Raw genomic sequence first — 25,491 nt, 5'->3', positions numbered from 1 at the left:
TTTCCGGTGGCAACCGCCCGGCAAGAGGCGGCTCTGACCGGAGGGGCTTGATGGGAAAGGTGATGATGTGTGTGGCGCTGGTTTTCGGGCTGGCGCTCGGCGGCTGTCAGACCGACGGTGCGCCGACAACCACCGCGCAGGCGCAGGCCCCGGTTGCCGAACCACCTCCGCCGCGCCGCAACCTGAAACCTGTCGAGGCGATGGGTGAAGCCCGCGATCGCGTGACGTCTGCACTGAAGGACCCCGAGAGCGCCCGCTTCACCGAAGTGACCTACAAGCCCGCTCAGCCGAATGCACGCGGCGAGCCCACTGACGTCGTGTGCGGCATGGTCAATGCCAAGAATTCCTTTGGTGGATACACGGGGGCGAAGCCTTTCGTGTATTTCGTCGATCGCAAGCAAGTTACGATGTCCGACGGCGCTGGAGTGGACCGTGAGCTTGGTCTGACGATCTACAAGAATTTCTGCGCTGGCGGTTTTGGTGGCCGCTAGAGCGGACGGATCGCGATCGGCAACATCATGGATTTCTCAGCACTCCGAAATCACGGCCGCCATCGTTAACGCGGGTTTAATGCGGGCGCGGGTAGGGTTGGCCGTTGTATTGGCCGACCAGTGGCGCACGCGTAATGACGGCTTTCGATGTGATCTGCCGATTGAAGCGGATTGGGCAAGCGCGCCTGATCCGTTCGGCGCTTTGCGTTGCGATGCTCGGTGTCTGCGTTCCCGCTGCCGCGCGCGATCATGCCGTCTCCGGCAACGTGCATGTCGAGATGTCGCAGGGCTTCGCGCGTATCCTCCTGCACCTGTCGGAGCCGGTCGAATCCGAAGTGAATACCGCGGGCGGAATCGTGGTCATCCACTTCCAGCGTCCGGTGAACATTCCGATCGACAAGCTGGCCCATGCGGCGCCAAACTATATCGGCGCGGCGCGCCGCGATCCGGATGGCAGGGGCCTGCGCATTGCGCTGAACCGTCGCGTGCATGTCAATGCGATGCCAGCCGGCGAACGGATTTACATCGATCTTCTGCCGGACACCTGGAAGGGACTTGCGCCTGGTCTGCCGACGCAGGTCATCGAGGAACTGTCGCGCCGGGCGCGTGAAGCCGAGCGCGCGGTGCGCGCGCATCGTGAGATTGCGCACAAGGATGAGAGACCGGTACGGGTGCGCGTCGCCACCCAGCCGACCTTCACGCGCTACGTTTTCGAACTTCCGGACGTGATTTCGGTCGACACGGATCGCGGCGCCGACGACGTGACGCTGACATTCGGCGCGCGGCTGAAGTTCGATTTCGGCGACATGAAATCCGCGCTGCCGAAAGCGGTCAGGGCGGTCGAGAGCTTCGATCGCGGCGACTCCGTTGCCGTGCGCTTTGCGCTGAATGGCAAGGCGGACATCCGCACGTTTCGTGAGGACACGAACTATGTGGTCGATGTCGGCAGTTCGGATGCGAAGGAGGCGCTTGCTCCTGCCCGCTCGGACGATCTCTCGCGATTGATGCGCGAGGTTGCGCCAGCGTCGGTTCCGCTCGCCGGGTCGGAGGCGCCCCGGACCATTCCCGCAGCGCCGGCTGCCGATGCAGGCCAGGCGCGCCAGCAGGCTTCGGCTGCGCCCGCAATTGCTGCTCCTTCGCAAGCAACCGAGCCGGCGCCCGCTTCCGCATCGCCGGCACAGGGCGGAGCGATTGCTGCTGCAGCGGCGGCAACTCCTCCGGCAGAAGTTCGCAAGCCTCAGACGGCGCAGCTCGCGGTCGACAGGAAGCTGATGGCGAAAGTTGCGCCTGCGCTTGGTGCGACGCCACGTGAGCCGGGTGGCGTTGTGACGGCCGACATCCGGCGTCAGGCGGACAATATCCGCATGACATTCCCGTTCCCGACACCGACCCCGGCAGCAATCTTCCGCCGCGCCGGCACCTTGTGGATGGTGTTCGATACGCGCGGCACTGTGGCGCTACCGGACTTTGGCGCGGAGCCGAACAGCATGATTCGCCATGCCCAGGGCTCCGCGCTGCCCGATGGCTATGTCGTCCGCCTGATGCTTGACCGGCCGCGGCTGGTCGGCGCCACCGCCGAGAACGGTACCTGGACCGTGACGATCGGCGACAGGATCACCGATCCGAGCGCGCCGCTTTCGATCGATCGCAGCCTTGCAAATGCGGCGCGGCCCAGCATCGCAATCCCGCTGGAGCAGGCGCGTGAATTGCATCGCATCGCGGACCCGGACATGGGCGACACGCTGCTCGTCGTCACCGCGCCGGGGCCCGCGCGCGGCTTCATCAAGCCGCAGGAGTTCGTGGAATTCCGTGCGCTCGCCTCGACGCATGGCGTTGCGGTCCAGCCGCTCGCGGATGATGTGCAGGTCGAACTTGCGCCCAACAACGTCGTGGTGGCGCGGCCGGGCGGTCTCACGCTGTCGGGACCCGGCGCTGCGGCGCGTTCGGCCTCCGGCTACCGGTCGGCCATTTTCGACCCGCAGCATTGGGGCTTCGATCGTCAGGCCGATGTCACCGAGCGGCAGTACAATCTCATCGCAGCCGCGGCCAATGTCGGGGAAACCAAGCGCAGCGCCCCGCGGCTTGAGCTCGCGCGGTTCTATCTTTCCCGCGACATGTATCCGGAGGCCAAAGGCGTGCTCGATGTCGCGCTGTCCGAGGAGCGTCCGTCGACCGATGATCCGGATGGCCTCGTGCTGCGTGCGATCACGCTGCTGATGCTGAATCGGCCTGAAGAGGCCCTGAAGGAATTGAACCACCCGGTGCTCGGCGAGCAACTCGATGCTCCGCTCTGGCGCGCCTTTGCCAATGCGCGCATGGGTCGGTGGGATGAAGCGCGCCGCGGCTTCAAGGGCGCGGAGGCGGCAATCGCAAACCTGCCGCTGGAATTGCAGCGCGTCGCCCTGAAGGAAGCCGTGCGGGCCGCCATCGAGGTGCGTGATTACGAGACCGCGCAACACCTTTTCAGTGAATTCCAGGCGATCGGGACGGTGGCCGACATGCAGCCGGCGCTGTCTATCCTGCAGGGGCGGCTCGCTGAGGGACTGGGGAAGAATGCCGAGGCGCTGCGCAATTACCGTCAGGCGGCTGAATCCGATGACCGTCCATCGGCCGCACAGGGGCAGCTGCGCAATCTCTCGCTGCGTTACGATCTCGGCGAACTCAAGCGCGCCGACCTGATCACAGAACTCGAGAAGCTGACGGCAGTCTGGCGCGGCGACGAAACCGAGATCGAGGCGCTGCAAAAGCTCGCGCAGCTTTACACCGAAGAGCATCGTTATCGCGACGCATTCTATGTGATGCGGTCGGCCCTCAAGGCGCATCCCGACGCGCAGATCAGCCGCCGCATCTACGACGAGGCCGCGGTCACCTTCGACTCGCTGTTCCTTGCGGGGAAGGGCGACGCCTTGCCCGCGATCGAAGCGCTGAGCCTGTTTTACGATTTCCGTGAGCTGACCCCGATCGGACGGCGCGGCGACGAGATGATCCGCAGGCTCGCGGACCGGCTGGTCTCGGTCGATCTCCTGCCGCAGGCAGCCGAGCTGCTGCAACATCAGGTCGACAACCGGCTGCAGGGTGCGGCGCGTGCGCATGTCGCGACGCGGCTCGCGGTGGTCTATCTGATGGACAACAAGCCCGACCGTGCTCAGGCGGTGCTGCGTGCGACCCGCTCGGGTGACCTGAGCACCGATCTTCGCAACCTGCGCCTCCTGCTTGAGGCGCGCGCGCTGTCCCAGATCGGACGCCACGACGTTGCGCTCGAAGTCGTTGACGGGATCGAAGGCCGTGAAGCCACGCGCCTTCGCGCCGACATCCTCTGGGCGGCGAAGAGATATACGGAAGCGGCCGAGCAGATCGAACGCATGCATGCCGACCGCTGGCGCGAATTCGCGCCGTTGAGTGATGCCGAGCGCGCGGACATCTTGCGCGCGGCGATCGGCTATTCGCTGAGCGAGGACGCGCTCGCGATCGGACGCCTGAAACAGCGCTACGAGCCCAAGATGATCGAGGGCCCGGACAAGCGCGCCTTCGAGATCGCGACCGCGCCTCAGGCGGCAAGGGGCGAGGAGTTCCGGGATGTCGCGAGGATGGTCACAGCGTTCAGTTCGCTGGATGATTTCCTGCGTGATATGCGTGAACGCTATCCGGAGATCGGAACCCTGTCCGGCGAAACACAGCCAGCCGTTCAGAAGCAGTCGCGACTATCGGATCCGACGCCGACTGCATCGGTCAAGCGCCGGCGCCAGTAATCGCAAACGTCGCTGCGTTGCATGTTGCGCGAAGGGGACTGCGCGTTGCAGTTCGACCGCCACCAATCAAGTTCTGGCGCTTCTTGCGCGCGCCATCTCGGATTTGACGTGTCAAACGCATTCTTGACCGGCCCGCAAAACCTCTCTAGCCACTTTCATTGTAGCGACACTGTTTTCGCATATGCGAAATAAATGCGAGTGAAAGAGGCGGTATGACCCTGAAGCGCGTCGCGATTACGCTCTGCTCGACCACCCTCATCGCACTCGGCTCGTTCGCGACACACGCGCAGGACTATCCGGCAAAGCCGATCACCATCATCGTGCCCTGGCCGCCCGCAGGTTCGGTCGATATCAGTGCACGCGCGCTCGGCAAGGAGATTACCGCTGCGCTGGGGCAGGGTGTTGTGATTGACAATCGCAGCGGCGCTGCAGGTTCGATCGGTTCCGCGCTCGGTGCGCGTGCGCCTCACGATGGTTACACGCTGACATTCGGCAATGCGACGACGCATGCGACCAATGCGGTGACGATGCCGGGGTTAAGCTACAATCCCTTCACGGACTTTACGCCGATCACCCTCGTGCACAAGAGCACCATGGTGGTCGCGGTATCAAAGTCTTCGCCGGTATCGACCCTCAAGGAGCTGATCGAGTACGCGAAGGCGAGACCTGGGCTGACCTATGGCACGCCGGGACTTGGGACACCCCAGCATCTCATCGGGCAGCTTTTGAACCAGAAGGCCGGCCTGCAATTGAGTCACGTCCCTTATCGCGGCGGCGGTCCGGTCGTGAATGATCTGATGGGCGGTCACATCACGATCGCGGTCGGTGTTCTGTCGCAATATCTCACGTTGCAGGAGCGCGGGGATCTGAAGATCATCGCGATTGCCGACGAGGCCCGCAATCCCGCGATCCCGAATGTGCCGACCATTTCCGAAACGCTTGAGGGAGTTGTGGTCAGCGGCTGGGGCGCGCTGTATGCGCCGAAGGGTACCAGCCCTGAAATCGTGAAGCGGATCGGCGATGTCGCGCGCAAGGCGCTCGCGTCGCCCGATTTCCGAAAGGTGCTGGAAGCTGCCGGTTTGACGCCTGCGGCATCCTCGCCCGAAGAGCTCTTAAAGATCATGGAGAGCGACATTGCGCTCTGGAAGGCGCTGCCGGACAAGGGCATCAAGCTGTCCGAATAGCGTTGCCCCCGCGTAGCCGTGATTGAGTGTTCGATCCCATGACAGATGTGAAGACGCCGGTTCTGATTGTTGGGGCAGGGCCGGTCGGGCTGATCGGTGCGCTCGATCTGGCGTGGCGCGGCATTGACGTGGTGATCGTCGAGCAGCGCTACGCAGGCGAACCGCCACCTGTGAAATGCAACCACGTCTCGTCACGGTCGATGGAAATCCTGCGCCGGCTTGGGCTTGCCGAAGCGATTCGCGCTGCGGGACTTCCGCATGACTACCCGAACGATGTCGCATTCTGCACAACCGTGACCGGCACGGAATTCAGCCGCATCCGGATTCCATCGGTGAACGGCCGCAGCGAACCGCCATCGGTCGAGCATCCGGACTCGACCTGGCCGACGCCGGAGCCGCCGCATCGCATAAATCAGCTCTATCTGGAACCGATCCTGTTCGAGCATGCCGCGAAGGAACCGCGGATCAGAATCCTGAACCGCTGTATTCTCGAAGAGATCGATCAGACGGACGAGGCCGTCACCGCGCGTGTGCGCAATCTCGAAACCGGCGCGACATTAGTTATCAACGCGTCCTATGCGATCGGTTGCGATGGTGCCCGGTCGACTGTGCGGCGGAGCATCGGCGCAAAGTTCGTCGGTGAGGGCGAGATTGCGCGGAACCTCTCTTCGTTCATTCGCGCACCGGCGCTGCTTGAAATGATCCGCTCCAAACGCAAGCCGTCATGGATGAGCCAGGCGATCAATCCGCGGCGCGCCGGAAATGCCATCGCCATCGACGGCAACGAACTCTGGCTCATTCATTGCCGGGTCAAGCCGCATGAAACCGACTTCGCGTTGATCGATCGTGATCGGGCGATCCGGGATGTGCTCGGCGTCGATAACAATTTTGCCTACGAACTGCTCGGCAAGGAGGACTGGATCGCGCGCAGACTGGTCGCGGACCGCATGCGCAAGGACCGGATCTTCTTATGCGGAGACTCGGCTCATATCTGGATCCCGGTCGCGGGCTACGGAATGAATTGCGGCATCGCAGATGTCGTCGGCCTCACCTGGATGCTTGCGGCGGTGATCAACGGCTGGGCGCCGCCTTCGATCCTCGATGCGTTCGAGCGCGAGCGTCATCCGATCACGGAACAGGTATCCCGCTTCGTAGCCGAACTGGGGGTGCAACTGGTGCGCCGTCGCAACGAACCGCCCGCCGGGATCGAGGCGGAGGGAGCCGAAGGCGACGCCGTGCGCGCGCGCTTCGGACAGGAAATGTACGACATGAATGTCGGACAATATTGCTGCGGCGGATTGAACTTCGGGTACTTCTACGAGGACTCGCCGCTGATCTTTTATGATGGCGAGCAGCATCCGGCCTACAGCATGGCGTCATTCACGCCGTCGACCGTACCCGGCTGCCGTCTGCCGCATGCCTGGTTGCGCGACGGACGTTCGATCTACGACGCGCTCGGACCGGAATACACGTTGCTGCGCTTCGATCCATCGATCGATGCGTCGGGGCTGATCGACGCAGCGGTGTCGCATGGCTTTCCGATGGCGCTCCTCGACGTCGACATACCGCCGGCCGGCGGTGTCTACGGCTATCCGCTGCTGATCGTGCGCCCGGACCGGCATGTCGCCTGGCGCGGCCATGCGATCAACATCGATCCGGACCGGATGATCGGAAGGCTTCGCGGTGAAGACCGCGCGGGAGTGGCGGGGGCGCAGGCTGCCTGACGTTTTCAAACGTCGCGTCGCGCTGACCGCTACGTCCCGTAACTTTGTATCAGGCTGCCGGCGACCAGCGTCCATCCGTCCACAAGCACGAAGAAGATCAGCTTGAAGGGCAGCGACACCACGACCGGTGGCAGCATCATCATGCCCATCGACATCAGTACGGATGCGACCACGAGGTCGATGATCAGAAAGGGCAGGAACAGAAGGAAGCCGATCTCGAACGCCCGTCTCAGCTCCGAAATCATGAAGGCCGGAACGAGGATGCGCAGCGAGACCTCTTCCGGAGTTGCGGGCTTGGCTTCGCGCGACATGTCGAGGAACAGTGCGAGGTCCTTCTCTCGCACGTTCTTCAGCATGAAGGTCCTGAACGGTCCAGCCGCGCGCTCGAACGCCTGCTCGGTCGTGATCTCGTTATTGAGCAACGGACGAACGCCGGTGTCATAGGCATTCTGGAATGCCGGCCCCATCACGAAAGCCGTGAGGAACAGGGCGAGCGCCACGATGACGGCATTCGGCGGAGCGGTGCCGGTTCCGAGCGCGGTCCGCAGCAGCGAGAGCACGACCACGATCCGCGTGAACGAGGTCATCATCACGAGGATCGACGGCGCGAGCGACAGCACCGTAATCAGCGCGATGAGCTGGATCACGCGTTCGGTCAGGCCCGCGCCTTGTCCGAAGTTGATGCTGATGTCCTGCGCGACGGCAGGGCCTGAGAGGCTGGAACTTACTGCGAGGACCGCGGCTCCCGTCAACAGACGGACACAAGCCGCGTTTGGTCTCGTCAGGAAGGCTTCCCTGATGGCCGGCCGAGCAGGTTCGCCATTTCCTGCTCGATGCTGCCGAACGGATCGCCCGATGACTTGGCGGGTTTGTCGTCAGGCTTCTTCTCGGGCTCGATCGAGACCACAGGAGCGGTCGCGGGAGCGGGAACGACGCTCGGCTCCTGAGCGACAGGAGGCGCGGGCGGCACGACGGGCGGAGCCACGGGCGGTGCGACCTGAGGCGCGACGTGCGGGCCTTCGGCTGCGGGCTTCGGTCGCGCAACGACCGGTGCGGGCGACGTGGCGGCTGCGGGTGCCGGCCGGCGGAGAGCAGCTTCGAGCCGCGATGCCATGTCGGCGAGGTTCTGATCGGCGGCAGTGGTGGCCGGTGTCGGGACCGGTGCGGGTTTCGGCTTTACGGCTTCGATCGTAGGCGCGACGGGCCGCGGTGTCGCGACCGTGGGTTCGGCCGGGGTGACCGACAATTCGGCGGCGAGGCCAGCAAGGGCGTCGGCCGAGCGCGAGCGTTTGGGTGCGACAGGCGCAGCCGGAGTGGCGGGAGCCGCGGGTTCCGCCGGGAGCGCCCAGTGAGTTGTGTCTCCTGCAGCGCGGGCTGCGCTTGCCGGGCGCGGCGTCGCCTCCGGCTGGAGCGGCCATGCGGTTTCTTCGGCCGCAACCGCGCGGGTCAGGTTGTCGGCGGCCGGGGATGTCCGTGAACCTGCGGCATCACGGGGGCTCTGCCCCCGGACGATGTTGGCTTCGACGACAATGTCAGTCGGGCCCCCGATCATGATCAGGTGCTCGATATTGTCACGGCGGATCAGCACCAGCTTCCGGCGGCCATCGACGGCGCCGGCCTCGATCACGGCAAGGCGCGGCGCGCGTCCCCGCGTGCTGGTGCCGCCAAGCGCGCCCGATCCGAAACGACGGACCAGCCATGCGGTGACGCCGATCAGCGCGAATACCACCACGAAGGCGATAAAGAAGCGGACGGGAAGCGATGTTCCTTCGCCGAACAGGCTATCCATCGGACCTACCGGCCTCTCGGTTGTGCGGGCGGAGCGTGACGCTCCGTCGCGAGGATTGATCAATGTCTCGGCGACGATTGCCGCCTCAGGTCTTAACGAGTCTTAACGCACCTTAACGGGTCTTTATAGCGATTCTGGCGCGATTTCGGAGTGGGGACTTCGCCGTTTGGTAAATCGGGCATCCTTGGCCAAAGCATGACCGCCGGATTTTAACCCGGCGTTAACCATACACCCGGCAAAGTTTGCCGGTCCATTCATGCTCGAAGAAGTGCAGATGCCCATCTCCGGATTGCCGATCCTCGACATGCTCCGCACGAAGATGCAGTGGCACCAGGAACGCCAGCGTGTTCTTGCCGAGAATATCGCGAACGCGGACACGCCAAATTTCCGGCCGAGCGATCTCAGCCAGCCAAGTTTTGACCGGACCGCGCCCGTCGCCCAGCAGGTTGCGCTGCAACGGACGAATTCGGCGCACGTGGGAGGCGCGATGAGCGCCAGCACGGGCATGTTTCAAAGCAAGCATGGCGGGTCCGAGAAACGTCCCAGCGGTAACGCCGTAAGCCTCGAAGAAGAGATGCTGAAGGTGGCCCAGAACCAGATGGACCATCAGGCGGCGGCGACCCTCTACTCGAAGAGCCTCGGCCTGGTGAAGACCGCAGTCGGCAAGCGGTAGGGGAGGTCATTTTGGATTTCATCAAGTCGATCGCGATCGCCGCCTCCGGTTTGCGCGCCCAGGCCGGGCGCATGCGGGTCATCGCCGAGAACATCGCGAACGCCGATTCGACCTCGCATAGTGCCGGCGCCGATCCCTATCGCCGCAAGATCCCGACCTTCCGCTCCGAGGTCGATCGCACGCTCGATGCGCGCGTGGTCGCGCTCGGACCATTGCGCACCGACCAATCCGCTTTCACGACCAAGTATCAGCCCGGCCACCCTGCGGCCGACTCCTCCGGTCACGTCAAATATCCCAACGTCAATCCGCTGATCGAAATGACCGACATGCGGGAAGCGCAGCGATCCTACGAAGCGAACATCAACGTCATCAGTTCGACGCGCCGGATGCTCCAGCGCACCATCGACATCCTGAAGGCCTGAGGAGCCGCCATCATGCAGACCGCAGCCGGTGCAGCCAAGGCCTATGCCGCACTCCAGAAACTCGCCAATCCGGCCGAAAGCCTCGCGAAAACCCAGGATGCGGGCGGGCAGAATTTCGGAGCGCTGCTCAAGGACGCGATGGGGCAGGTGACTCAGGCCGCGCGGACAACCGATGCGCAGGCGCAGACCCTCGCCGTGGGGAAAGCCAATGTCGTCGACGTCGTCACGGCGGTCGCCGAATCCGAGACCGCGGTCGAAACCCTGGTCGCGGTGCGCGACCGGGTGATTGCGGCCTACGAAGAAATCATGCGCATGCCGATCTGAGCGGACCGCAGCACAAGCATAACAAACGAGATAACGATGACAGGTCCCGAAGTTCTCGACGTGGCGCGCGATGCCATTCTCACCCTGGTGGTGGTGGCGAGCCCCCTGATGCTGATCGGCCTCGCCGTCGGCGTCGTGATCTCGCTGTTCCAGGCGCTCACCCAGATCCAGGAAATGACCCTCGTTTTCGTCCCGAAGATCCTGGCGATGTTCGTCGCCATGCTGATCGCCCTTCCGTTCATGGCCGACTCGCTGCAGGGTCACATGACGCGGATCTCCGCACGCATCGTGAGCGGAGGATGACAGGGCGCGCGGCAAAGGCGGAACGCCTTGCCGGAGCGGCGATGAACAACCATGCGGGTCGAACTCGCCTATCTCCCGGTCCTCGCCGCCACCTTCATGCTGGTCTTTGCCCGCATCGGCACGATGGTGATGCTGCTGCCTGGTCTCGGCGAAATGAGCATGCCGGTCCGCGTCCGGCTGACCATCGCGCTGGTGCTGAGTGCAGTGTTCATGCCGCTGCACCGGAACTCCTACAATCTCGACCTGCGCGATTTCGGTCCGGTGCTGTTGATGCTCGGGCACGAAGTGCTGATCGGCGCCATTCTTGGACTCGTGGCGAGGTTGTCGATGTCGGCGCTGCAGGTTGCTGGCGCGGTGGTTGCGCAGCAGATGGGGCTCGGCTTCGTGACCGCGGTCGATCCTGCGCAAGGCCAGCAGAATGTGATTGTCGGCAATTTCCTCTCGATGCTGGCGCTGGCGCTGATCTTTGCGACCGATCTGCATTATCTCGTGATTGCGGCCCTGAACGACAGCTACCGCATCTTCGCACCCGGCACGGCCATCCTGGTCGGCGACGTGGCGAAGCTGATGACAGATACGGTCGGGGGCGCGTTCAAGGTCGGGATCCAGCTTGCCGCGCCGTTTCTGATCTTCGGCCTGTTGTTCAATCTCGGCCTCGGCGTGCTTTCGCGGCTGATGCCGCAGATGCAGGTCTTCTTCATCGGTATGCCGCTTTCCATCCTGCTTGGCCTCCTCATCCTCCTTGTGGTGGTCGGAGCCATGATGAGCACCTTCCTCGAATTTCTGGCGGGTATCCTGCGCCAGATTGCTCCCTATTCCTGAGGTGACGGGATGGCCGAGCAAAGCGAAGAGAACGAGAAATCAGAAGACCCGACACAGAAGCGCCTGGACGAGGCGCTTGAACGCGGCGACGTAGCCAAAAGTCAGGAAGTCTCGACCTGGTTCGTCCTTGCGGGCGGAACGCTCATGCTGATGGCGTTCGCCAATTCGATGGGATCGACCCTGAAAGGGACGCTTGCGGGGTTGATCGCCAACGCGCATCAAATTCCCACCGACGGGCGGGGTCTCCTTCGTCTGTCGAGCAATATCGGCGTCGAGGTGATTGCGGCCGTCGCGATCCCGATCCTGCTGGTCGCGCTGTTCGCGATCGCCGGCAACGTGATCCAGCACCGGCTTGTCTGGTCGACCGAGAGCCTGAAGCCGAAATTCTCCAAGATCTCTCCGGCCGCCGGACTGAAGCGACTGTTTTCCAAGATTGCGCTTCTCAACTTCGTCAAGGGCATCCTGAAGATCGCGCTGCTCGGCACGGTGATGGCGATGCTGCTGTGGCCCGAGCGCAGCCGGCTCGACACGCTGGTGACCCTCGACGTTGCGGCGATCCTGCCGTTCACCTCTATCTTTGCGCTGAAGATGCTCGGCTTCGTGGTCGTGATCCTCGCCTTCATCGCGGCGGGCGACTTCTTCTTCCAGTACCGGCAATGGTACGAGAAACAGAAGATGTCGCTGCGCGAGATCAAGGAGGAGTTCAAGCAGAGCGAAGGCGACCCCATGATCAAGGCGCGCATCCGCCGGATCCGGGAGACCCGCATGCGCAAGCGCATGATGGCGGCCGTGCCGGACGCCTCGGTCGTGATCATGAACCCGACCCACTACGCGGTCGCACTCAAATATGAGCGCGGCGACAATGCGCCGGTCTGCGTCGCCAAGGGCCTGGATGCGATCGCTCTGAAAATCAGGGAGGTCGCGGAGGCGCATGATGTGCCGGTGGTCGAGAATCCGCCGCTGGCCCGCGCGCTGCACGCGACGGTCGAGATCGACCAAGAGATTCCGGCGGAACATTACCGCGCGGTTGCAGAGGTCATCGGCTTCGTAATGCGGCTCCGGAAGGGGCTGAGGAATTGATGGGCGGCTCATTGGCCCCTGGCGGGCCGAGACCACCGCGTGTGCTTACCCCTTGCGGATCACCTTGTGCTTGAGGCATCAGGAATCATGGCGGCAACCGATTTGGGCGAGATGAAACTTCACCGGTCGCAACGCGGTGGCAGCATCGGGCTCGTGCTCGTCATCGCGGTTGTGCTGGTGGGGGCGGCAATCGGGCTGCTGCAGGTCGGGCGCGGAAATGCAGCTCTATATATCCTCATCCTGCTGGCGCTGCTTGGCACGGTCGGGGTGTTTTCGCTGTTCGCGCTCGCCTCGGGAATCCTGCGCTTCGCCGGGCAGGAGAGCGACAATTCCGAGATCAAGGGGCTCGTGGACGGCGCCTTTGACGGCATCCTGGTCACCGATGCCAGCGGCCGTGTCCTTTATGCCAACGAGACCTATCTGAACCTCATCGGAGCCGCGAATGCGAGGGAGGTTCGTCCCATCGAGCGGGTCTTCCTGGGCGATCCGGATGTGTCGGAAGCGGTCTACCGGCTGCTGAAGGCGGCGCGCGAAGGCCGTCGCCTGCAGGAGGAGGTTCGTGTCGGTGGCGCCCGCGGCGAGCCGGGGCGCTGGTTGCGCTTGCGCGTGCGGCCGGGCGGGCAGGGGCTCAAGGCCCGCACCACGGTCTGGAGCGTGGCGGATGTCACGCGCGACCGCGAAAAGCAGGAAAACGTCTTCCAGGAATTGCAGCACGCGATCGACTATCTCGATCATGCACCTGCCGGTTTCTTCTCGGCGGATGCGTCGGGCAACATCGTCTATCTGAATGCGACGCTAGCCAGCTGGCTCGATCAGGATCTTGCGGAGGTCGGCTCCGGCGGTCTGAAGCTCGGCGACATCGTGCCCGGTGACGGCGCTTCGCTGCTGGCGCTTCCGCCGATGCCCGGCGAAGTGAAGACCGAGGTCCTCGATCTCGATTTCAAGACCCGGGGCGGCCGTTCGATTCCGGTCCGGCTGTTCCACAAGGTCGCGTTCGGCGCCGATGGCACGCCCGGCCCATCCCGTACGCTGGTGCTCAACCGCGCCCGCGGCGAGAACGAGGATGCGCAGCGCGCTGCCGAAGTGCGCTTCATGCGCTTCTTCAACAACACGCCGATGGCGATCGCGACCGTCGACCGGTCCGGGCGGATCGTGCGGTCCAACGCGTTGTTCGCCCGCATGTTCAAGGGGGCTGACCGCGAGCGCAGCATTCTCCTAGGCGTTTCCGAACGCGAACGCGGTGCGCTCGAACAGGCGATCGCCAAGGCCAGTCAGGGGCAGGGTGATATCGAACCGGTCGAAGCGGCGCTGTCAGCCGGGACCGAACGCTTCGCGACCTTCTTCGTCACCGCTATCGACGAGGATAGCGATCAGGACGCTGAATCCGCGATCATCTACGCGCTCGATACGACAGAGCGGCGCGCGCTGGAAAACCAGATCAAGCAGCAGCAGAAGATGGACACCGTCGGCCAGCTCGCCGGCGGCATTGCGCATGACTTCAACAACGTGCTGTCCGCGATCATGATGGCGACGGACTTTCTGCTCGGCGCACACAAGCCGACCGATCCGTCCTTTGCCGACATCATGCAGATCAAGCAGAACGCCAATCGTGCGGCGTCGCTGGTGCGGCAGCTTCTGGCCTTCTCTCGCCGGCAGACATTGCGTCCGCAGGTGCTCGATCTCGGCGAGTCGCTCTCGGATCTCACCATCCTGCTGCGCCGCCTGATCGGCGAGAAGGTGAAGCTCGAAGTGGTGCATGGCCGCGACCTCTGGCCGGTAAAGGCGGACCTGTCGCAATTCGAGCAGGTGATCGTTAATCTTGCGGTCAATGCGCGCGATGCGATGCCGGACGGCGGCAATCTCACCGTGCGAACCACCAACGTACCAGCCGGCGATCCGCGCATCTCCGCGCACAAGGGCATGCCGGACGCGGACTATGTGCTGGTCGAGGTCACCGACAGCGGAACCGGCATGCCGCCGGAGGTGATGGCGCAAATCTTCGAGCCGTTCTTCTCCACCAAGGAAGTCGGGAAGGGAACCGGTCTGGGACTCTCCACCGTCTACGGCATCATCAAGCAGACCGGCGGCTTCATCTACGTCGATTCCGAACTCGGCAAGGGCACAACGTTCCGGATCTTCCTGCCGCGCCATATCGTGGAGAAAGAGAAGGAAGAGCCGGTATCCGCCGAAAAGCCGGCGGTGGCGGGTGCAACCGCCGCTGCGAACAATCTTGCCGAAGTCGCACAGGCCGATCTCACCGGGCGCGGCACCGTGCTTCTGGTCGAGGACGAGGACGGATTGCGCGCACTGAACGCGCGCGGCCTGTCGTCGCGCGGCTATACGGTGCTGACGGCGTCGAACGGCGTCGAGGCACTGGAAGAACTCGAGCGCAACGAGGGCAAGGTTGATCTCGTCGTCTCCGACGTCGTGATGCCGGAGATGGATGGGCCGACGCTGCTCCGGGAGATGCGGAAGAAAAATCCCGATCTGAAGATGATCTTCGTGTCAGGCTATGCCGAGGATGCGTTCCAGAAGAACCTGCCGCCGGGCGGACAATTTGCGTTCCTGCCGAAGCCGTTCACGCTCAAGCAACTGGTCGAGCAGGTGAAGCAGACGCTCGCGTCTTGAGACAACGGTCGTGATCATGAGAGAGGTGCCGCGCTTTCCGCGGCAACCTCGTCGTGCAGCTCTTACCAGCCGTTATAGGCAGGCCCCCAACGTCCCGCGCGGCGGCAGGTGAAGCCGATATAATCCCCGTACCAGGGATGCACGCTCGTGATGACGGCGTACTTGCCGTACTGCATGCAGTGAGCGCCCGCCAATTGCAGCGTCTGCTCGTCGGCGCCCGGGCGATAGGGGATGATGCCGCCGGTGTCGTTGCCCTTCACGCCCCAACCACCCCAGAAAAAGACCTGGAACACGATCCCCATCGCGATTGCGCGGACCGTCGGCCGGTTCAGTCGCGGCATCTGCATCGGTACTTCCCCCAGTTGCGCGGCTCCTTGTCGCGCGCGCCCGTGCTTCGCACCCATTATTATGTCAGACGAGTTCGAGGCTCCAGTGCCTGGGAGCCACGTAGGGCACTTATCTTCAGTTGCCGGGTTGCCTATATAATGGCCACCAATTCTTGGTCTGGGAGGACCTGATGCCGGGTTTGTGGAAATTTCGCTATATCCTGAGCGGCCTTGCAGCCGTTGCGTTGCTGACCGCAACGGTGATCGACGCCGATGCCGCGCGTCGATCCGGCGGATTCGGCAGCCGAGGCAGCAAGACCTACCAGGCGCCGCCTCCGACTCAGACCGCGCCGAACGCGGCCTCCCCGATCAATCGCTCGGTCACGCAGCCTCAGGCGCAGCGTCCGGGTACCGTCGGTCAGACCGGCGCCGCGGGCGGTTTCTTCAACCGGCCGGGCTTCATGGGTGGCCTGATGGCCGGCTTCCTCGGCGCGGGCCTGCTCGGGCTCCTGTTCGGTAACGGATTGCTCGGCGGTCTGTCGGGGCTTGCCGGCTTCCTCGGCCTGCTGATCCAGGTTGTGCTGGTCGTGGTCGTCGCGCGCCTGCTCTGGGCGTGGTGGCAGCGCCGTCAGCAGCCGGGCTACGCCACGGCGTCCGGTCCGTCGCTGCGCGACAACGCGGGCTATGCGCGGCAATCCACGCCGCAGCCTGCCTATGGCGGCGGTGGCAGCGGCGCGCCGATGTTCGGTGGTGCAACCGAAAATCTCGAGCTGACGGGCGATGACTTCGACGCATTCGAAAAGCGTCTGTCCGACGTCCAGGCGGCCTATTCGGCCGAGGATATCGGCAAGCTACGGGCCCTCGCGACGCCGGAGATCGTGAGCTACTTCGCCGAAGAGCTGAACGAGAATGCCAGCCGCGGCGTGGTCAACACGGTGGGCGAGGTGAAGCTGCTGCAGGGCGACCTCGCGGAAGCCTGGCGCGAGGACGACAAGGAATACGCGACCGTCGCCATGCGGTATTCCTCGGTGGATTACACCACGCAGCGCGCGACCGGGCAGGTGGTGGAAGGCGACAAGCAGCCGTTCGAGCGCACCGAACTCTGGACCTTCATGCGGTCGCGTGGCGGGGACTGGCTGCTGTCGGCAATCCAGCAAGCCTGAGCGCTGAAAACGCGCGCAAGCGACGTTGCAAGAGCCTTGAACGACGAAAGCCCGGCGGTATCCCCGCCGGGTTTTTAGCTTGCGGTGCGGCAAGCGCCGGTCCGTAACGCTTGCGGCAGCTTTGCGGCGGCCCTGCGGATTCCTGCCAAGTCAGCGACATGAAATCGGCGAACCCGCTTGGTTTCCTCCCGCTGTTCCGGGGGAGGGACATGCTTCGTCGTCTTGCTGCTGCTGCCGTTCTTCTGATCGCGGGCCTCATCCCGCTCGCCGCCGCTGGTGCACCACAGCGGCCGGCCGACTTCATCTCGTCCGATGAGGTGCTGACCTGGATCAACGGCTACCGGCACAAGCCGGAGCCGCACCGCCTGCCGCTAGCGATCAAGGCCATGAGCCGCTTCGGCGGATTGCGCGATCCGGAAGGCGCCGGCGTGTTCGTTGGCTTCATCGGCGGCGTGATCGGCACCAATCCTGACATTGCCGGCGACCTGATCGCGAAAAGCTTTCCGATCAATGCCGAGGACGATTGGGCGATCGTACGCGCGATCGCACATTCCGGACTGCCGCACTGGAAACATCTTCTGGCCGAACATGCCTTCCGGATGCCGGCGCGTAAGGTGATGATCCAGAAGTTCATCGATGGATCGCTGCACACTCTTGGCGCGACCGTCGAGCAGAAGCCGCCGTCGGCCTCCGAGAAATTCAAGCGGCTGTTCACCGGCGAAAAGCCGAAAGGTCCGATGGTCGATTGGGCGCTCGATGCGTCCCCGGAAGTGCTCGACATGTTGTGGGGCCGCTTCTTCGCGACGGCGGATTACGGCCCGATCCTGCGGATCGTCCAGATGCTCCCGTGGTCCACGGATCGCGACAGCGTCGAAAAGCTCACGGTCGGCGTGATGGCGAAATACACGCTCGCGAGCAATTCGGCGCGCGATCCGAAACTGCTCGCCATGCTGAAGAAAAGTGGCCGCCATCAACCGAAGGAGACAGCGAAGATCGTCAAGGAGATCACCGACGCTGCCGACACCATGCAGCTTTCGGCGATCCGCAAGGAGGCGCTTGCCGCCATCGAGGATTTGAAGCGTAAGGGGCCCGGCTCGAAGCGTGATGTGATGACTGCGGGCCGGATCGGGGAGGGTGCGATCGCGCTGGGCTGCATCGGCGCGGCAGCGACCGGCAATGTGGCCCTCGGGCTGCCATGTGTTGTCGGGGGCGCGGTCACGTCGGCCGCGCTCCGCACCTTGTCGGGGCAGTAGGGTGTTTCGCTATCGACCGATCGTCAGGCCGTAGCGCTTGTCTTCCAGATATCCCAACCGCTTGCTGATCTCCTGCGTCGTCGCAAGCAGGTGCGGAAGATGCGCCTTGATATTTGCGAGCTTGAATCGTCCGATCGGGCCTGAGACGCCGAGCGCCGCCACGACGGTGCCGTCGCTTTGCCTGACGGGAGCACAAACGCCACCCACATCCTCGCGCCATTCCGCCTGCGCTGTGGCATAGCCCTGCGCACGGATGCGGGCGAGTTCGGCCAGCAGTTTTGCCTTGGACGCGATTGTGCGCGCGGTAAATTTCTCCAGAGACTGCATAACCGTGCCAACGATGTCATCCGGAGCGTGGGCGAGAAGGAGTTTGCCCGCTGACGTGCTGTGCATGGGATTGCGCGACCCGAGCGGGGTGTAGGTGCGCAGCGTGCGCGTACCTTCGACGCGATCGAGGATGACGATCTCGCAGCCGTCCCGAACCGCGAGGATGACATTTTCGTCCACGCGCTGCCGGAGTTCCTGCATCAGCGGTTGCGATATCGTCCGGATGTCGCGGCGCGATATCACCGCGGAGCCGAGTTCGAACAGCCGCAGCGTCGCCTCGTACTGGCCGAGCGATGGATCGTGCCGGACATAGCCGAGCGCGCTCAACGTCTGCAGCAGGCGATGTGCGTTACTGCGCGTCATGCCGAGTTCGCGGCCAAGCTCGCTGACGCCGCGCGGACCATGGCTGCGCGCGAGGGCCTCCAGCATTTTCAGCCCTTTTGCCAGCGTGGTTTCCATACGGGCAACTGATGTTGACTTGGGAAAGCCCGGTCCGTACCGTTGCGAATAATAAGACGATGTATCAAATAATGAGACAGGAGGAAAGGTTATGAGGCGCGGCGTTCTGCTTGCGATAGCTATTTCTGCCGTCGCGATGATCTCGGGCGCACGGGCGGAACAATGGCCGACACGACCCATCACGATGATTTCGCCCTATCCTCCCGGAGGCACCAACGACATTGTCGGCCGTCTGTTCGCGGACAAGATGGCGGCCAAGCTCGGTCAGCCGATCGTTATCGAAAATCGGCCGGGCGCGGCCGGCATCGTCGGCTCGCTCGCGGTTTCACGCGCTGAGCCCGACGGGTACACGCTGCTGATCGCCAATAACGGCGCGCTCGTGGTTCAGCCGCTCGTCAGCGCGCAGGCAAAATACGATGTCCTGAAGAGCTTTACGCCGATTGCGCGCCTTGCGGTGTCCTACCCCTATCTTGCCGTTAATTCGGATCTGCCGGTCAAATCGCTGAAAGAACTCGTCGACTATGCCAAGACGATGCCCGGCAAGCTGAATTTCGGATCGGCCGGGACCGGTTCGTTCGGCCAATTCTGTATGGAGATGCTGCAGCTGCAGTCGGGTATCAAGATGCAGCACGTGCCGTATCGCGGCAGCGCCGCCGCGGCGACCGATCTCGCCGGCGGGCAAATCCAGGTGATGTTCGATCCGGTTGTGCTCGGCCAGCAGGCCAGCGGCAGGGTACGGGTTCTGGGGATGACCGGTCCGAAGCGCTCTGCGCGCTATCCCGATATCCCGACCACCAAGGAAGCCGGCTTCCCGGATCTCGATCCGATCGGATGGTTCGGCTTCTTCGGCCCTCCCGGTATGCCGAAGGAGGTCGTCAATAAGATTGCGGACGCCGTGGCCGAAGTGGCGAAGGAGCCGGACGTCGCGGCGCGGCTTGAAGCGGTCGGTGTAGATCTCGGTTTCCTGCCGCCGGACGAATTCACCGCAATGCTTGGGCCCTACAAGGCGAAGTTCGAAGACATCGCCAAGCGCGCCAACATCATGCAGGGGGCGCAGTGATCCAGCGCTAATGAGTCAGTGAATGGCCTGAAAGAAAGCGTATGAGCGAAAAATACATCCGCTACGAAGTTGCCGACGGTATCGCGGTGATTACCATCGACCGGCCGGCAAAACGAAACGCGTTGACCTCGGCGATGTGTGCAGACCTGCACGCCGCCTGGCAGACATTTGCGGCAAGCGACAATGTGCGCGTTGCGATCCTGACGGCGGCCGGCGACGATGTCTTCACTGCTGGAGCCGATCTCAATGATCCGCCGCCGCAATTCTGGCAGGGGGTGCCAAATCTCGGTGTGCCGGTTTCCAAGCCGATCATCACCGCGGTCAGTGGCCTTGTGATCGGCGCCGGGGTGCCGCTCGTCGCGATGAGCGACCTTTGCATCGCCTCGACCTCAACGCGCTTTATCTATCCGGAGGCGAAGGTCGGCGTCGCGCTGGGGTTGGTGTCGTCGATCGTAACCCGCATCCCGCACAAGGTCGCAATGGAATTGATGCTGATGGGAGAGCCGGTCAGCGCCGAGCGCGCCTATCAGGTTGGGCTGGTCAATCGTCTGGTCGCGCCGGGCGAACAGCTCAGTGCGGCCAGGGAGATGGCCAGTATTCTCGTGGCAAATGCGCCTTTGGTGATGGGCATGCTGAAAGACATGGCCCTCGCGGCTCTTCCGAAGGCCGGCCCCGAGGCGATGTTCCACACCCAGCGGGCCATCAACCGCGTCCTGCAGAGCGAGGATGCCAAGGAAGGTCCGCGCGCTTTTCTGGAAAAGCGCAAGCCGACGTTCCGCGGACGCTGATCCGTTTCCCGTTTCGTTTGTTGAGGTCTGAATGCCTGCGCCGCGTCCCCGCATCCCGGTCGAACGGATTATCAAGCCGCAATCGCTCGCCATCATCGGTGCATCGGAAGACATCGCGAAATTTGGCGGGCGCTTCATGCACAATGTCGTCCGTCACGGTTATGCCGGCGAACTGCTTCCGATCAATCCAGGCCGGGAGACGATCCTCGGACGGCGCGCGTATCCGAATATCTCTGCCGCGCCCGGCCCGGTTGATGTGGCTCTCGTCGCCGTTCCGTCGGCCCAGTTGCGGCAAACGATCGAGGAGTGCGGGGCGGCAGGCGTTGGCGCATGCGTGGTGATCACCGCGCAGCTTGGCGAGTTCGACGCGGCCGGCGCAGCCCTTCAGGACGAGATCGTGCGGATCGCGGCGAGTCATGGCATGCGCCTCGTTGGCCCGAATTGTCTCGGCATGGTCACGCCGACGCATGCGCTGGGCCTGACGTCGTCGCCGACGCTTCAATATGCGGAAAAGCTCCCGCGCGGTTCGGTCGGTTTCGTGAGCCAGAGCGGTGCGCTGATGGGCGCGCTGTTCGTGCTCGGTTACGACCACGGTGTCGGATTCAGCAGCATGATCACGGTCGGCAACCAGGCTGATCTCGAATTGTGCGATTTTTTCGAGGCGCTGATCGAGGACACGGAGACGAATGTCATTTGCCTCTACATCGAGGCGCTGAAAGACCCGCGGCGCTTCGTGGATCTCGCGCAGCGCGCGCGGGCGCGTGGCAAGCGCGTCCTCGCCGTAAAGGCCGGCCAAACCGAAGCAGGCAGCGCTGCGGCCCGTTCGCATACCGCAAGCCTCGCCGGCTCCTACGCCGCTTTTGAGACGGTGTGCAATGAAACCGGCGTGCTGCTGATGGACGAACCCGAGGCGATGATCCTCGTCGCCGGCGTGCTGGCGCGCACGCCGCGGATGGGGCCGGGCGGCATCGGCATGGTGGTGTCGTCGGGCGGGGGCGGCGCCGTCACCGCAGATCGCATGACGGTCGCGGGGCTTCCTTTGGCTGTCTGGACCGAAGAGACGCACAGCCAGCTCGACAAGCATTTTCCGCGCACGCACCAGAATAATCCGGTCGACCTCGGCGCGCATTTCGGGGCGCTGGGGCCGCACATTTTCAAGCACGCGATCGATGCGGTAGCGGATGACGCCAATACCGGGGCGTTTATCTACGTCATGACGCCGCAGCCGCTGATGCCGCAGACCGTGGAAGTCGTCATCGAGGTTTGGCGCAGGCAGACGAAGCCGGCAATTTTCGTGCTGGATACGTCGCGCTTTGGCGAAGAGGTCCGTCAGCTATTGCTGCAATCGGGCATGCCGTATCTGACGCGCATTGACGACGCGATCCGGTTGCTTGAACTCCTGGTCCGCGAGCGCGACTTTTCTGCAGCTGCCGGGCGCATGGCACCGGCCCGCCCAGGAGGCGCGGGACCGCGCGGGTCGACGCTGCCGTCAGGATTCCTGACGGAGCCCGAGGCAAAGGAATTGTTCCGTCAATACGGTATCGCCACGACCCGCGATCAGGCCGTGCGGACCGCGCAGGATGCGGTCAAGGCAGCGGATGCGATTGGCTATCCGGTGGTCCTCAAGGGCGTCAGCCGGCATGTCGTGCACAAGAGCGACCTCGGTCTTGTGCGCCTTGCGCTCGCCGATGGTCCCGCCGTGGACCGTGCGTTCAACGAGGTTGCGGCGGCGCTTGCAGCGGCGGGCGAAGCGGGCGACCCGACGATCGTGGTTCAGGACATGGTCCGTGGCGAGGCCGAACTCATTGTGGGTGTCCGCCATGACGATTCTTTCGGCCCGCAGGTGATGGTGGGATTCGGCGGCGTCATGGTCGAAGTGCTGCGCGACATCCAGCTTGCGAGCGCGCCGCTCGACAAGGATCGCGCTTTAGCTCTCCTGCGCAAGCTCAAGCTCTGGCCGATCCTCGATGGCGTTCGTGGTCGCCCGAAGCTCGATGTCGATGCCGTCGCTGATACGCTCGTTCGCCTGTCATGGCTCGCGCATGACCTCGGCGGCCGCCTGCAGGATCTCGAAATCAACCCGTTGATCGTGCGCGTTGCCGGTCAGGGCGCGGTCGCTGCGGATGGCAGAGGCACACTCAAGGCGTGAGCATCGAACCTAGACGGCAGTCGTGACCGGATCGTATTCGAACACCCAGTCGTAACGCTGCTTCACCTTGGCTTCCTGCCATTCGGTGTCCACGTAGCGCGCGGCGCCTTCGGCGTTGCCGAGCGCTGGATTGTGGAAGCGGCCGGCATTGTCGTTCGCCGCGCGCACGAGGCGCGCCGTGCGTTCGCGGCGTGCCTCCTCATAGGCCTGCAGCGCCGCCGGCACATCGTCATACGCATCGAGGCAGCGTGCGAGCACGACGGCATCCTCAAGCGCCATGTTCGCGCCCTGCGCCATCATCGGCAGCGTCGGATGCGCGGCGTCGCCGAGCAGGGTCACGCGGCCGATGGTCCAGCGTTCCAGCGGCTCGCGTCCGAGCAGGGCCCATTTGTACGGCACCTCGATGTTGCGGATGAGGGTATGCACATCCTCGTTCCAGCCGGGAAAATCGTTCAGCGCTTCTTCCGTCGTGCCGCGCTCGGTCCAGCTTTCCACTCGCCAGTCGTCGTGCTCGATGGCGCCGCCGACATTCATCAGCGTACCGCCGCGCACCGGGTAATGCACGACATGGCCGCCGGGCCCGACCCAGTTGGTGCCGACGAGACGCTGCATGCGTTGCGGCAGACTCTCCATCGGGACAAGTCCGCGCCAGATCATCAGTCCGGTGAACTGCGCGGGCATCTGGCCGAACAGCGCATTGCGGACGCGTGAATGCACGCCGTCCGCGCCGATCAGCGCATCGCCCTCGATCCGGGCACCGTCCTCGCAAATCGCGGTGACGCTCGATGCGGTCTGCTCGAAGCCGGCGACGCGGCAATTGAGTCGGATCGCATCGGGTGCTGCCGCCTGTACGACATCCAGCAGAATGCGATGCAGATCGGCGCGGTGGATCATGAAGTAGGGGGCGCCATAGCGCTGACGCGACACCGCGCCGAGGTCGAACAGCTTCCAGGTCTCGCCGGTGCTCCACAGCCGAATTTCCTTGCCGGCGGGCTCGCACCACACCGCCTCCAGCGCCGCCTCCAGACCAAGCGAGAACAGCGCCTGCGCGCCATTCGCAGAGATCTGCACGCCCGCACCAATCTCGGCAAGTTCGCGCGCCTGTTCGAGCACGCTCACCCGATAGCCGCGGCGGATCAGGGCGAGTGTGGCGGTCAGGCCGCCGATTCCGGCGCCTGCAATCAGAATGTGGGGATGTGGAGACATGTCAGAGCCGGCCATTCCAGGAGAGCGGAGTTTTCAACTCCGTCCACACGAGTGCAAGCTCTAAAGAGAACGGCGCTCAGGTCGGGTTCTTGATGAACGGCGCATAGGCCGCGCGCAACCGCTGGTTAGGCCCGGTGTTGCCCTCATCGAGACGGCGCGCCGCATCCGCGATTTCGGTCATCGCGCTGCGGACGGCATCGTCATCGTGCCGGGGCGCCTGCGGGATTGTCGGTGGGATCAGCCGCTCCGCCGGGACCACCACGTCGATCGGTGCGCGCACAGCCGGCCGCTCCTCTTCGGAATGCTGCGGCTGCAGGGCAGCATCTTCCTGTACGAGCTGCGGCCGGGCCGGTTCGCGGGCCGGCTGCTGCTGACCAAAGCTGCGTGGCGCGGGAACGAAGGGGACGACGTCGACAGGTCGTGGTGCGGCCGGCTGCCGGTTGCTCTCCTTGCTGGCGCCAGACTGGACCACGAGTGTTGTCAGTGCGGCGATTTCGGCCTTGATCGCCGCGATCTCCCGCTCGGCGCGGGTCAGTGCGGCGTCCTTGCCTGCGAGTTCGCTGCGGACCGCCGCGAGATCACGCTCGCTTGTTCGGATGGTCTCATCGCGTGAGGCAAGTTCGCGCTTCAGCGCGGCAATCTCGATCTCGAATGCGCCGAGGCTTGCATCCTTGCTCGCGAAGCCGCGTCTGGCGTCATGCAGGTCATCGCGCGCCGCCTGTTCGCGTGCGGCGGCCTCGCGCAGGCTCGCAGTGACCGAGGCAATTTCCTTTTCTGCAGCTTGCAACGCGGAGTCCTTGCCGGACGTTGCGCTTCGCAACGCCGCGAGATCCTTCTCGACGGCGCGTAGTTCCGCTTCCTTGGCGGCGAGGTCCCGCTTCAGGGCCGAGATCTCGCCTTCGGCGGAGCCAAGCGTCACATCCTTGTCGGCAAATCCCTTCCTGGCTTCGCGCAATGCATCGCGGGCGGCCTGTTCCCGCGTCTCGCTTTCGCGCAGAGCAGCGGTGACAGTATCGACCTCCTGCTTCAGCCGGTCGACGAGCTGGTTCTTTTTCGCAAGGTCGGTCGTATGCGCGATGGTCTTTTCCCGCAGCTTCTCGATCTTCAATTCGAGGTCGCGCGTGGCGGCGGCAAAGCCGGCCCGGATCGTGTCTTTCTCCGCGCGGATTTCCTGCATCGACAGCGGAACGTCGTCATAGCGTTCGCGCGCCAGCCGCATCGCGCGGTTATGAACGGCGGGCAACACCATCAGTGCGGTGAGCCAGGCCAGCAGGAAGCCGATGCCGCCGAACATCAGATTTTCGATAGGGACGCCGAACATGACACGATCCGCAACACTTACTCGGAGGCAGCCGTGGCATGGGGCCACAGCCGCTTCAAGCCGGGCCCAACATTAACCTGAATGCGAGGGCTGGTAAGGTTGATCTTTAACGCCTTGAAATTGTGGTAGTGCCGCAATCTCGCGGCCTCTGGAGGCGGATACCATGCGCTACGAATTGTATTACTGGCCGCAAATCCAGGGACGCGGCGAGTTCGTGAGGCTCGCGCTGGAAGAGGCGGAAGCCGACTAT

The 25,491-nt window shown here is 63.9% G+C and carries 22 protein-coding genes and 1 pseudogene; 17 read left to right on the top strand and 6 right to left on the bottom strand.

The annotated features are described in order from the left end of the window. The first annotated feature begins 50 nt into the window (after nucleotides 1–50). From VNZ93_RS03225 to VNZ93_RS03210, 4 genes are all read left to right on the top strand, one after another. Nucleotides 51–491, top strand: coding sequence for a hypothetical protein (locus VNZ93_RS03225; RefSeq protein WP_325699994.1), 441 nt, complete (start codon nucleotides 51–53; stop codon nucleotides 489–491). Between the two features lie 134 nt (nucleotides 492–625). After that, on the top strand, nucleotides 626–4,240 hold the full coding sequence (locus VNZ93_RS03220) for a tetratricopeptide repeat protein (RefSeq protein WP_325699991.1): 3,615 nt from the start codon (nucleotides 626–628) through the stop codon (nucleotides 4,238–4,240). Between the two features lie 212 nt (nucleotides 4,241–4,452). Next, nucleotides 4,453–5,424: a tripartite tricarboxylate transporter substrate binding protein gene (locus tag VNZ93_RS03215; RefSeq protein ID WP_325699988.1), complete on the top strand. Its 972-nt coding sequence runs from the start codon at nucleotides 4,453–4,455 to the stop codon at nucleotides 5,422–5,424. A gap of 38 nt (nucleotides 5,425–5,462) precedes the next feature. After that, nucleotides 5,463–7,148, top strand: coding sequence for an FAD-dependent oxidoreductase (locus tag VNZ93_RS03210; RefSeq protein ID WP_325699985.1), 1,686 nt, complete (start codon nucleotides 5,463–5,465; stop codon nucleotides 7,146–7,148). Between the two features lie 29 nt (nucleotides 7,149–7,177). Here the strand turns inward: VNZ93_RS03210 and fliP are convergent, their stop codons facing one another. Together fliP and VNZ93_RS03200 are read right to left on the bottom strand one after the other, a co-directional pair. Further along, nucleotides 7,178–7,903, bottom strand: a complete 726-nt coding sequence (gene fliP / locus VNZ93_RS03205) for a flagellar type III secretion system pore protein FliP (RefSeq protein WP_325700049.1) — start codon at nucleotides 7,901–7,903, stop codon at nucleotides 7,178–7,180. A gap of 26 nt (nucleotides 7,904–7,929) precedes the next feature. After that, entirely contained in the window at nucleotides 7,930–8,937 is a 1,008-nt protein-coding gene (locus VNZ93_RS03200; protein ID WP_325699982.1) for a flagellar biosynthetic protein FliO, read from the bottom strand. A gap of 274 nt (nucleotides 8,938–9,211) precedes the next feature. On the opposite strand from VNZ93_RS03200, the gene flgB reads away from it, so the two are divergent. From flgB to cckA, 7 genes are all read left to right on the top strand, one after another. Next, nucleotides 9,212–9,610, top strand: coding sequence for a flagellar basal body rod protein FlgB (gene flgB / locus VNZ93_RS03195; protein WP_325700046.1), 399 nt, complete (start codon nucleotides 9,212–9,214; stop codon nucleotides 9,608–9,610). A gap of 11 nt (nucleotides 9,611–9,621) precedes the next feature. Next, nucleotides 9,622–10,032 (top strand): flagellar basal body rod protein FlgC, encoded by a 411-nt coding sequence (flgC, locus tag VNZ93_RS03190; RefSeq protein WP_414709961.1) that lies wholly within the window; start codon nucleotides 9,622–9,624, stop codon nucleotides 10,030–10,032. Nucleotides 10,033–10,044: 12 nt separating this feature from the next. Next, a complete protein-coding gene (locus VNZ93_RS03185) occupies nucleotides 10,045–10,356 on the top strand; it encodes a flagellar hook-basal body complex protein FliE (RefSeq protein WP_325699979.1) in 312 nt (103 codons plus the stop codon). A gap of 36 nt (nucleotides 10,357–10,392) precedes the next feature. Beyond that, entirely contained in the window at nucleotides 10,393–10,659 is a 267-nt protein-coding gene (gene fliQ / locus VNZ93_RS03180; protein ID WP_325699976.1) for a flagellar biosynthesis protein FliQ, read from the top strand. A 51-nt stretch (nucleotides 10,660–10,710) separates the two neighbouring features. Next, a complete protein-coding gene (fliR, locus tag VNZ93_RS03175; RefSeq protein ID WP_325699973.1) occupies nucleotides 10,711–11,481 on the top strand; it encodes a flagellar biosynthetic protein FliR in 771 nt (256 codons plus the stop codon). 9 nt (nucleotides 11,482–11,490) lie between these two features. Further along, the gene (gene flhB, locus VNZ93_RS03170) at nucleotides 11,491–12,561 is read left to right on the top strand and encodes a flagellar biosynthesis protein FlhB (protein WP_325699970.1); all 1,071 of its coding nucleotides are present in this window, start codon (nucleotides 11,491–11,493) and stop codon (nucleotides 12,559–12,561) included. Between the two features lie 87 nt (nucleotides 12,562–12,648). Beyond that, nucleotides 12,649–15,189, top strand: coding sequence for a cell cycle histidine kinase CckA (gene cckA / locus VNZ93_RS03165; protein WP_414709960.1), 2,541 nt, complete (start codon nucleotides 12,649–12,651; stop codon nucleotides 15,187–15,189). Between the two features lie 62 nt (nucleotides 15,190–15,251). Here the strand turns inward: cckA and VNZ93_RS03160 are convergent, their stop codons facing one another. Then, complete coding sequence (locus tag VNZ93_RS03160; protein ID WP_325699967.1) at nucleotides 15,252–15,536, bottom strand: hypothetical protein; 285 nt, start codon at nucleotides 15,534–15,536, stop codon at nucleotides 15,252–15,254. Between the two features lie 170 nt (nucleotides 15,537–15,706). On the opposite strand from VNZ93_RS03160, the gene VNZ93_RS03155 reads away from it, so the two are divergent. Together VNZ93_RS03155 and VNZ93_RS03150 are read left to right on the top strand one after the other, a co-directional pair. Further along, on the top strand, nucleotides 15,707–16,678 hold the full coding sequence (locus tag VNZ93_RS03155; RefSeq protein ID WP_325699964.1) for a TIM44-like domain-containing protein: 972 nt from the start codon (nucleotides 15,707–15,709) through the stop codon (nucleotides 16,676–16,678). A gap of 209 nt (nucleotides 16,679–16,887) precedes the next feature. Continuing rightward, on the top strand, nucleotides 16,888–17,931 hold the full coding sequence (locus VNZ93_RS03150) for a hypothetical protein (RefSeq protein WP_325699961.1): 1,044 nt from the start codon (nucleotides 16,888–16,890) through the stop codon (nucleotides 17,929–17,931). A gap of 9 nt (nucleotides 17,932–17,940) precedes the next feature. Here the strand turns inward: VNZ93_RS03150 and VNZ93_RS03145 are convergent, their stop codons facing one another. Beyond that, complete coding sequence (locus tag VNZ93_RS03145) at nucleotides 17,941–18,717, bottom strand: IclR family transcriptional regulator (protein ID WP_325699958.1); 777 nt, start codon at nucleotides 18,715–18,717, stop codon at nucleotides 17,941–17,943. Between the two features lie 91 nt (nucleotides 18,718–18,808). Between VNZ93_RS03145 and VNZ93_RS03140 the strand changes: the two genes are divergently transcribed. Genes VNZ93_RS03140 through VNZ93_RS03130 form a run of 3 tightly spaced genes read left to right on the top strand, consistent with a single transcriptional unit; the run spans nucleotide 18,809 to nucleotide 22,714 of the window. Then, the gene (locus tag VNZ93_RS03140; protein WP_325699955.1) at nucleotides 18,809–19,777 is read left to right on the top strand and encodes a tripartite tricarboxylate transporter substrate binding protein; all 969 of its coding nucleotides are present in this window, start codon (nucleotides 18,809–18,811) and stop codon (nucleotides 19,775–19,777) included. A 41-nt stretch (nucleotides 19,778–19,818) separates the two neighbouring features. Continuing rightward, nucleotides 19,819–20,565 (top strand): enoyl-CoA hydratase/isomerase family protein, encoded by a 747-nt coding sequence (locus VNZ93_RS03135; RefSeq protein WP_325699952.1) that lies wholly within the window; start codon nucleotides 19,819–19,821, stop codon nucleotides 20,563–20,565. A gap of 31 nt (nucleotides 20,566–20,596) precedes the next feature. Continuing rightward, on the top strand, nucleotides 20,597–22,714 hold the full coding sequence (locus VNZ93_RS03130) for an acetate--CoA ligase family protein (RefSeq protein ID WP_325699949.1): 2,118 nt from the start codon (nucleotides 20,597–20,599) through the stop codon (nucleotides 22,712–22,714). 9 nt (nucleotides 22,715–22,723) lie between these two features. On the opposite strand, the gene VNZ93_RS03125 is transcribed toward VNZ93_RS03130, so the two are convergent. Continuing rightward, on the bottom strand, nucleotides 22,724–23,920 hold the full coding sequence (locus VNZ93_RS03125) for an FAD-dependent monooxygenase (protein ID WP_325699946.1): 1,197 nt from the start codon (nucleotides 23,918–23,920) through the stop codon (nucleotides 22,724–22,726). A gap of 76 nt (nucleotides 23,921–23,996) precedes the next feature. Further along, entirely contained in the window at nucleotides 23,997–25,241 is a 1,245-nt protein-coding gene (locus VNZ93_RS03120) for a hypothetical protein (RefSeq protein ID WP_325699944.1), read from the bottom strand. Between the two features lie 163 nt (nucleotides 25,242–25,404). On the opposite strand from VNZ93_RS03120, the pseudogene VNZ93_RS03115 reads away from it, so the two are divergent. Further along, nucleotides 25,405–25,491 (top strand): annotated as a pseudogene (locus VNZ93_RS03115) (glutathione S-transferase); the annotation flags it as partial.

This window comes from Pseudorhodoplanes sp., assembly GCF_035565795.1.
Classification (GTDB): Bacteria; Pseudomonadota; Alphaproteobacteria; order Rhizobiales; family Xanthobacteraceae; genus Pseudorhodoplanes.
Note: the sequence above shows the minus strand (reverse complement) of the source record. Positions and strands in the feature narration are given on the sequence as shown.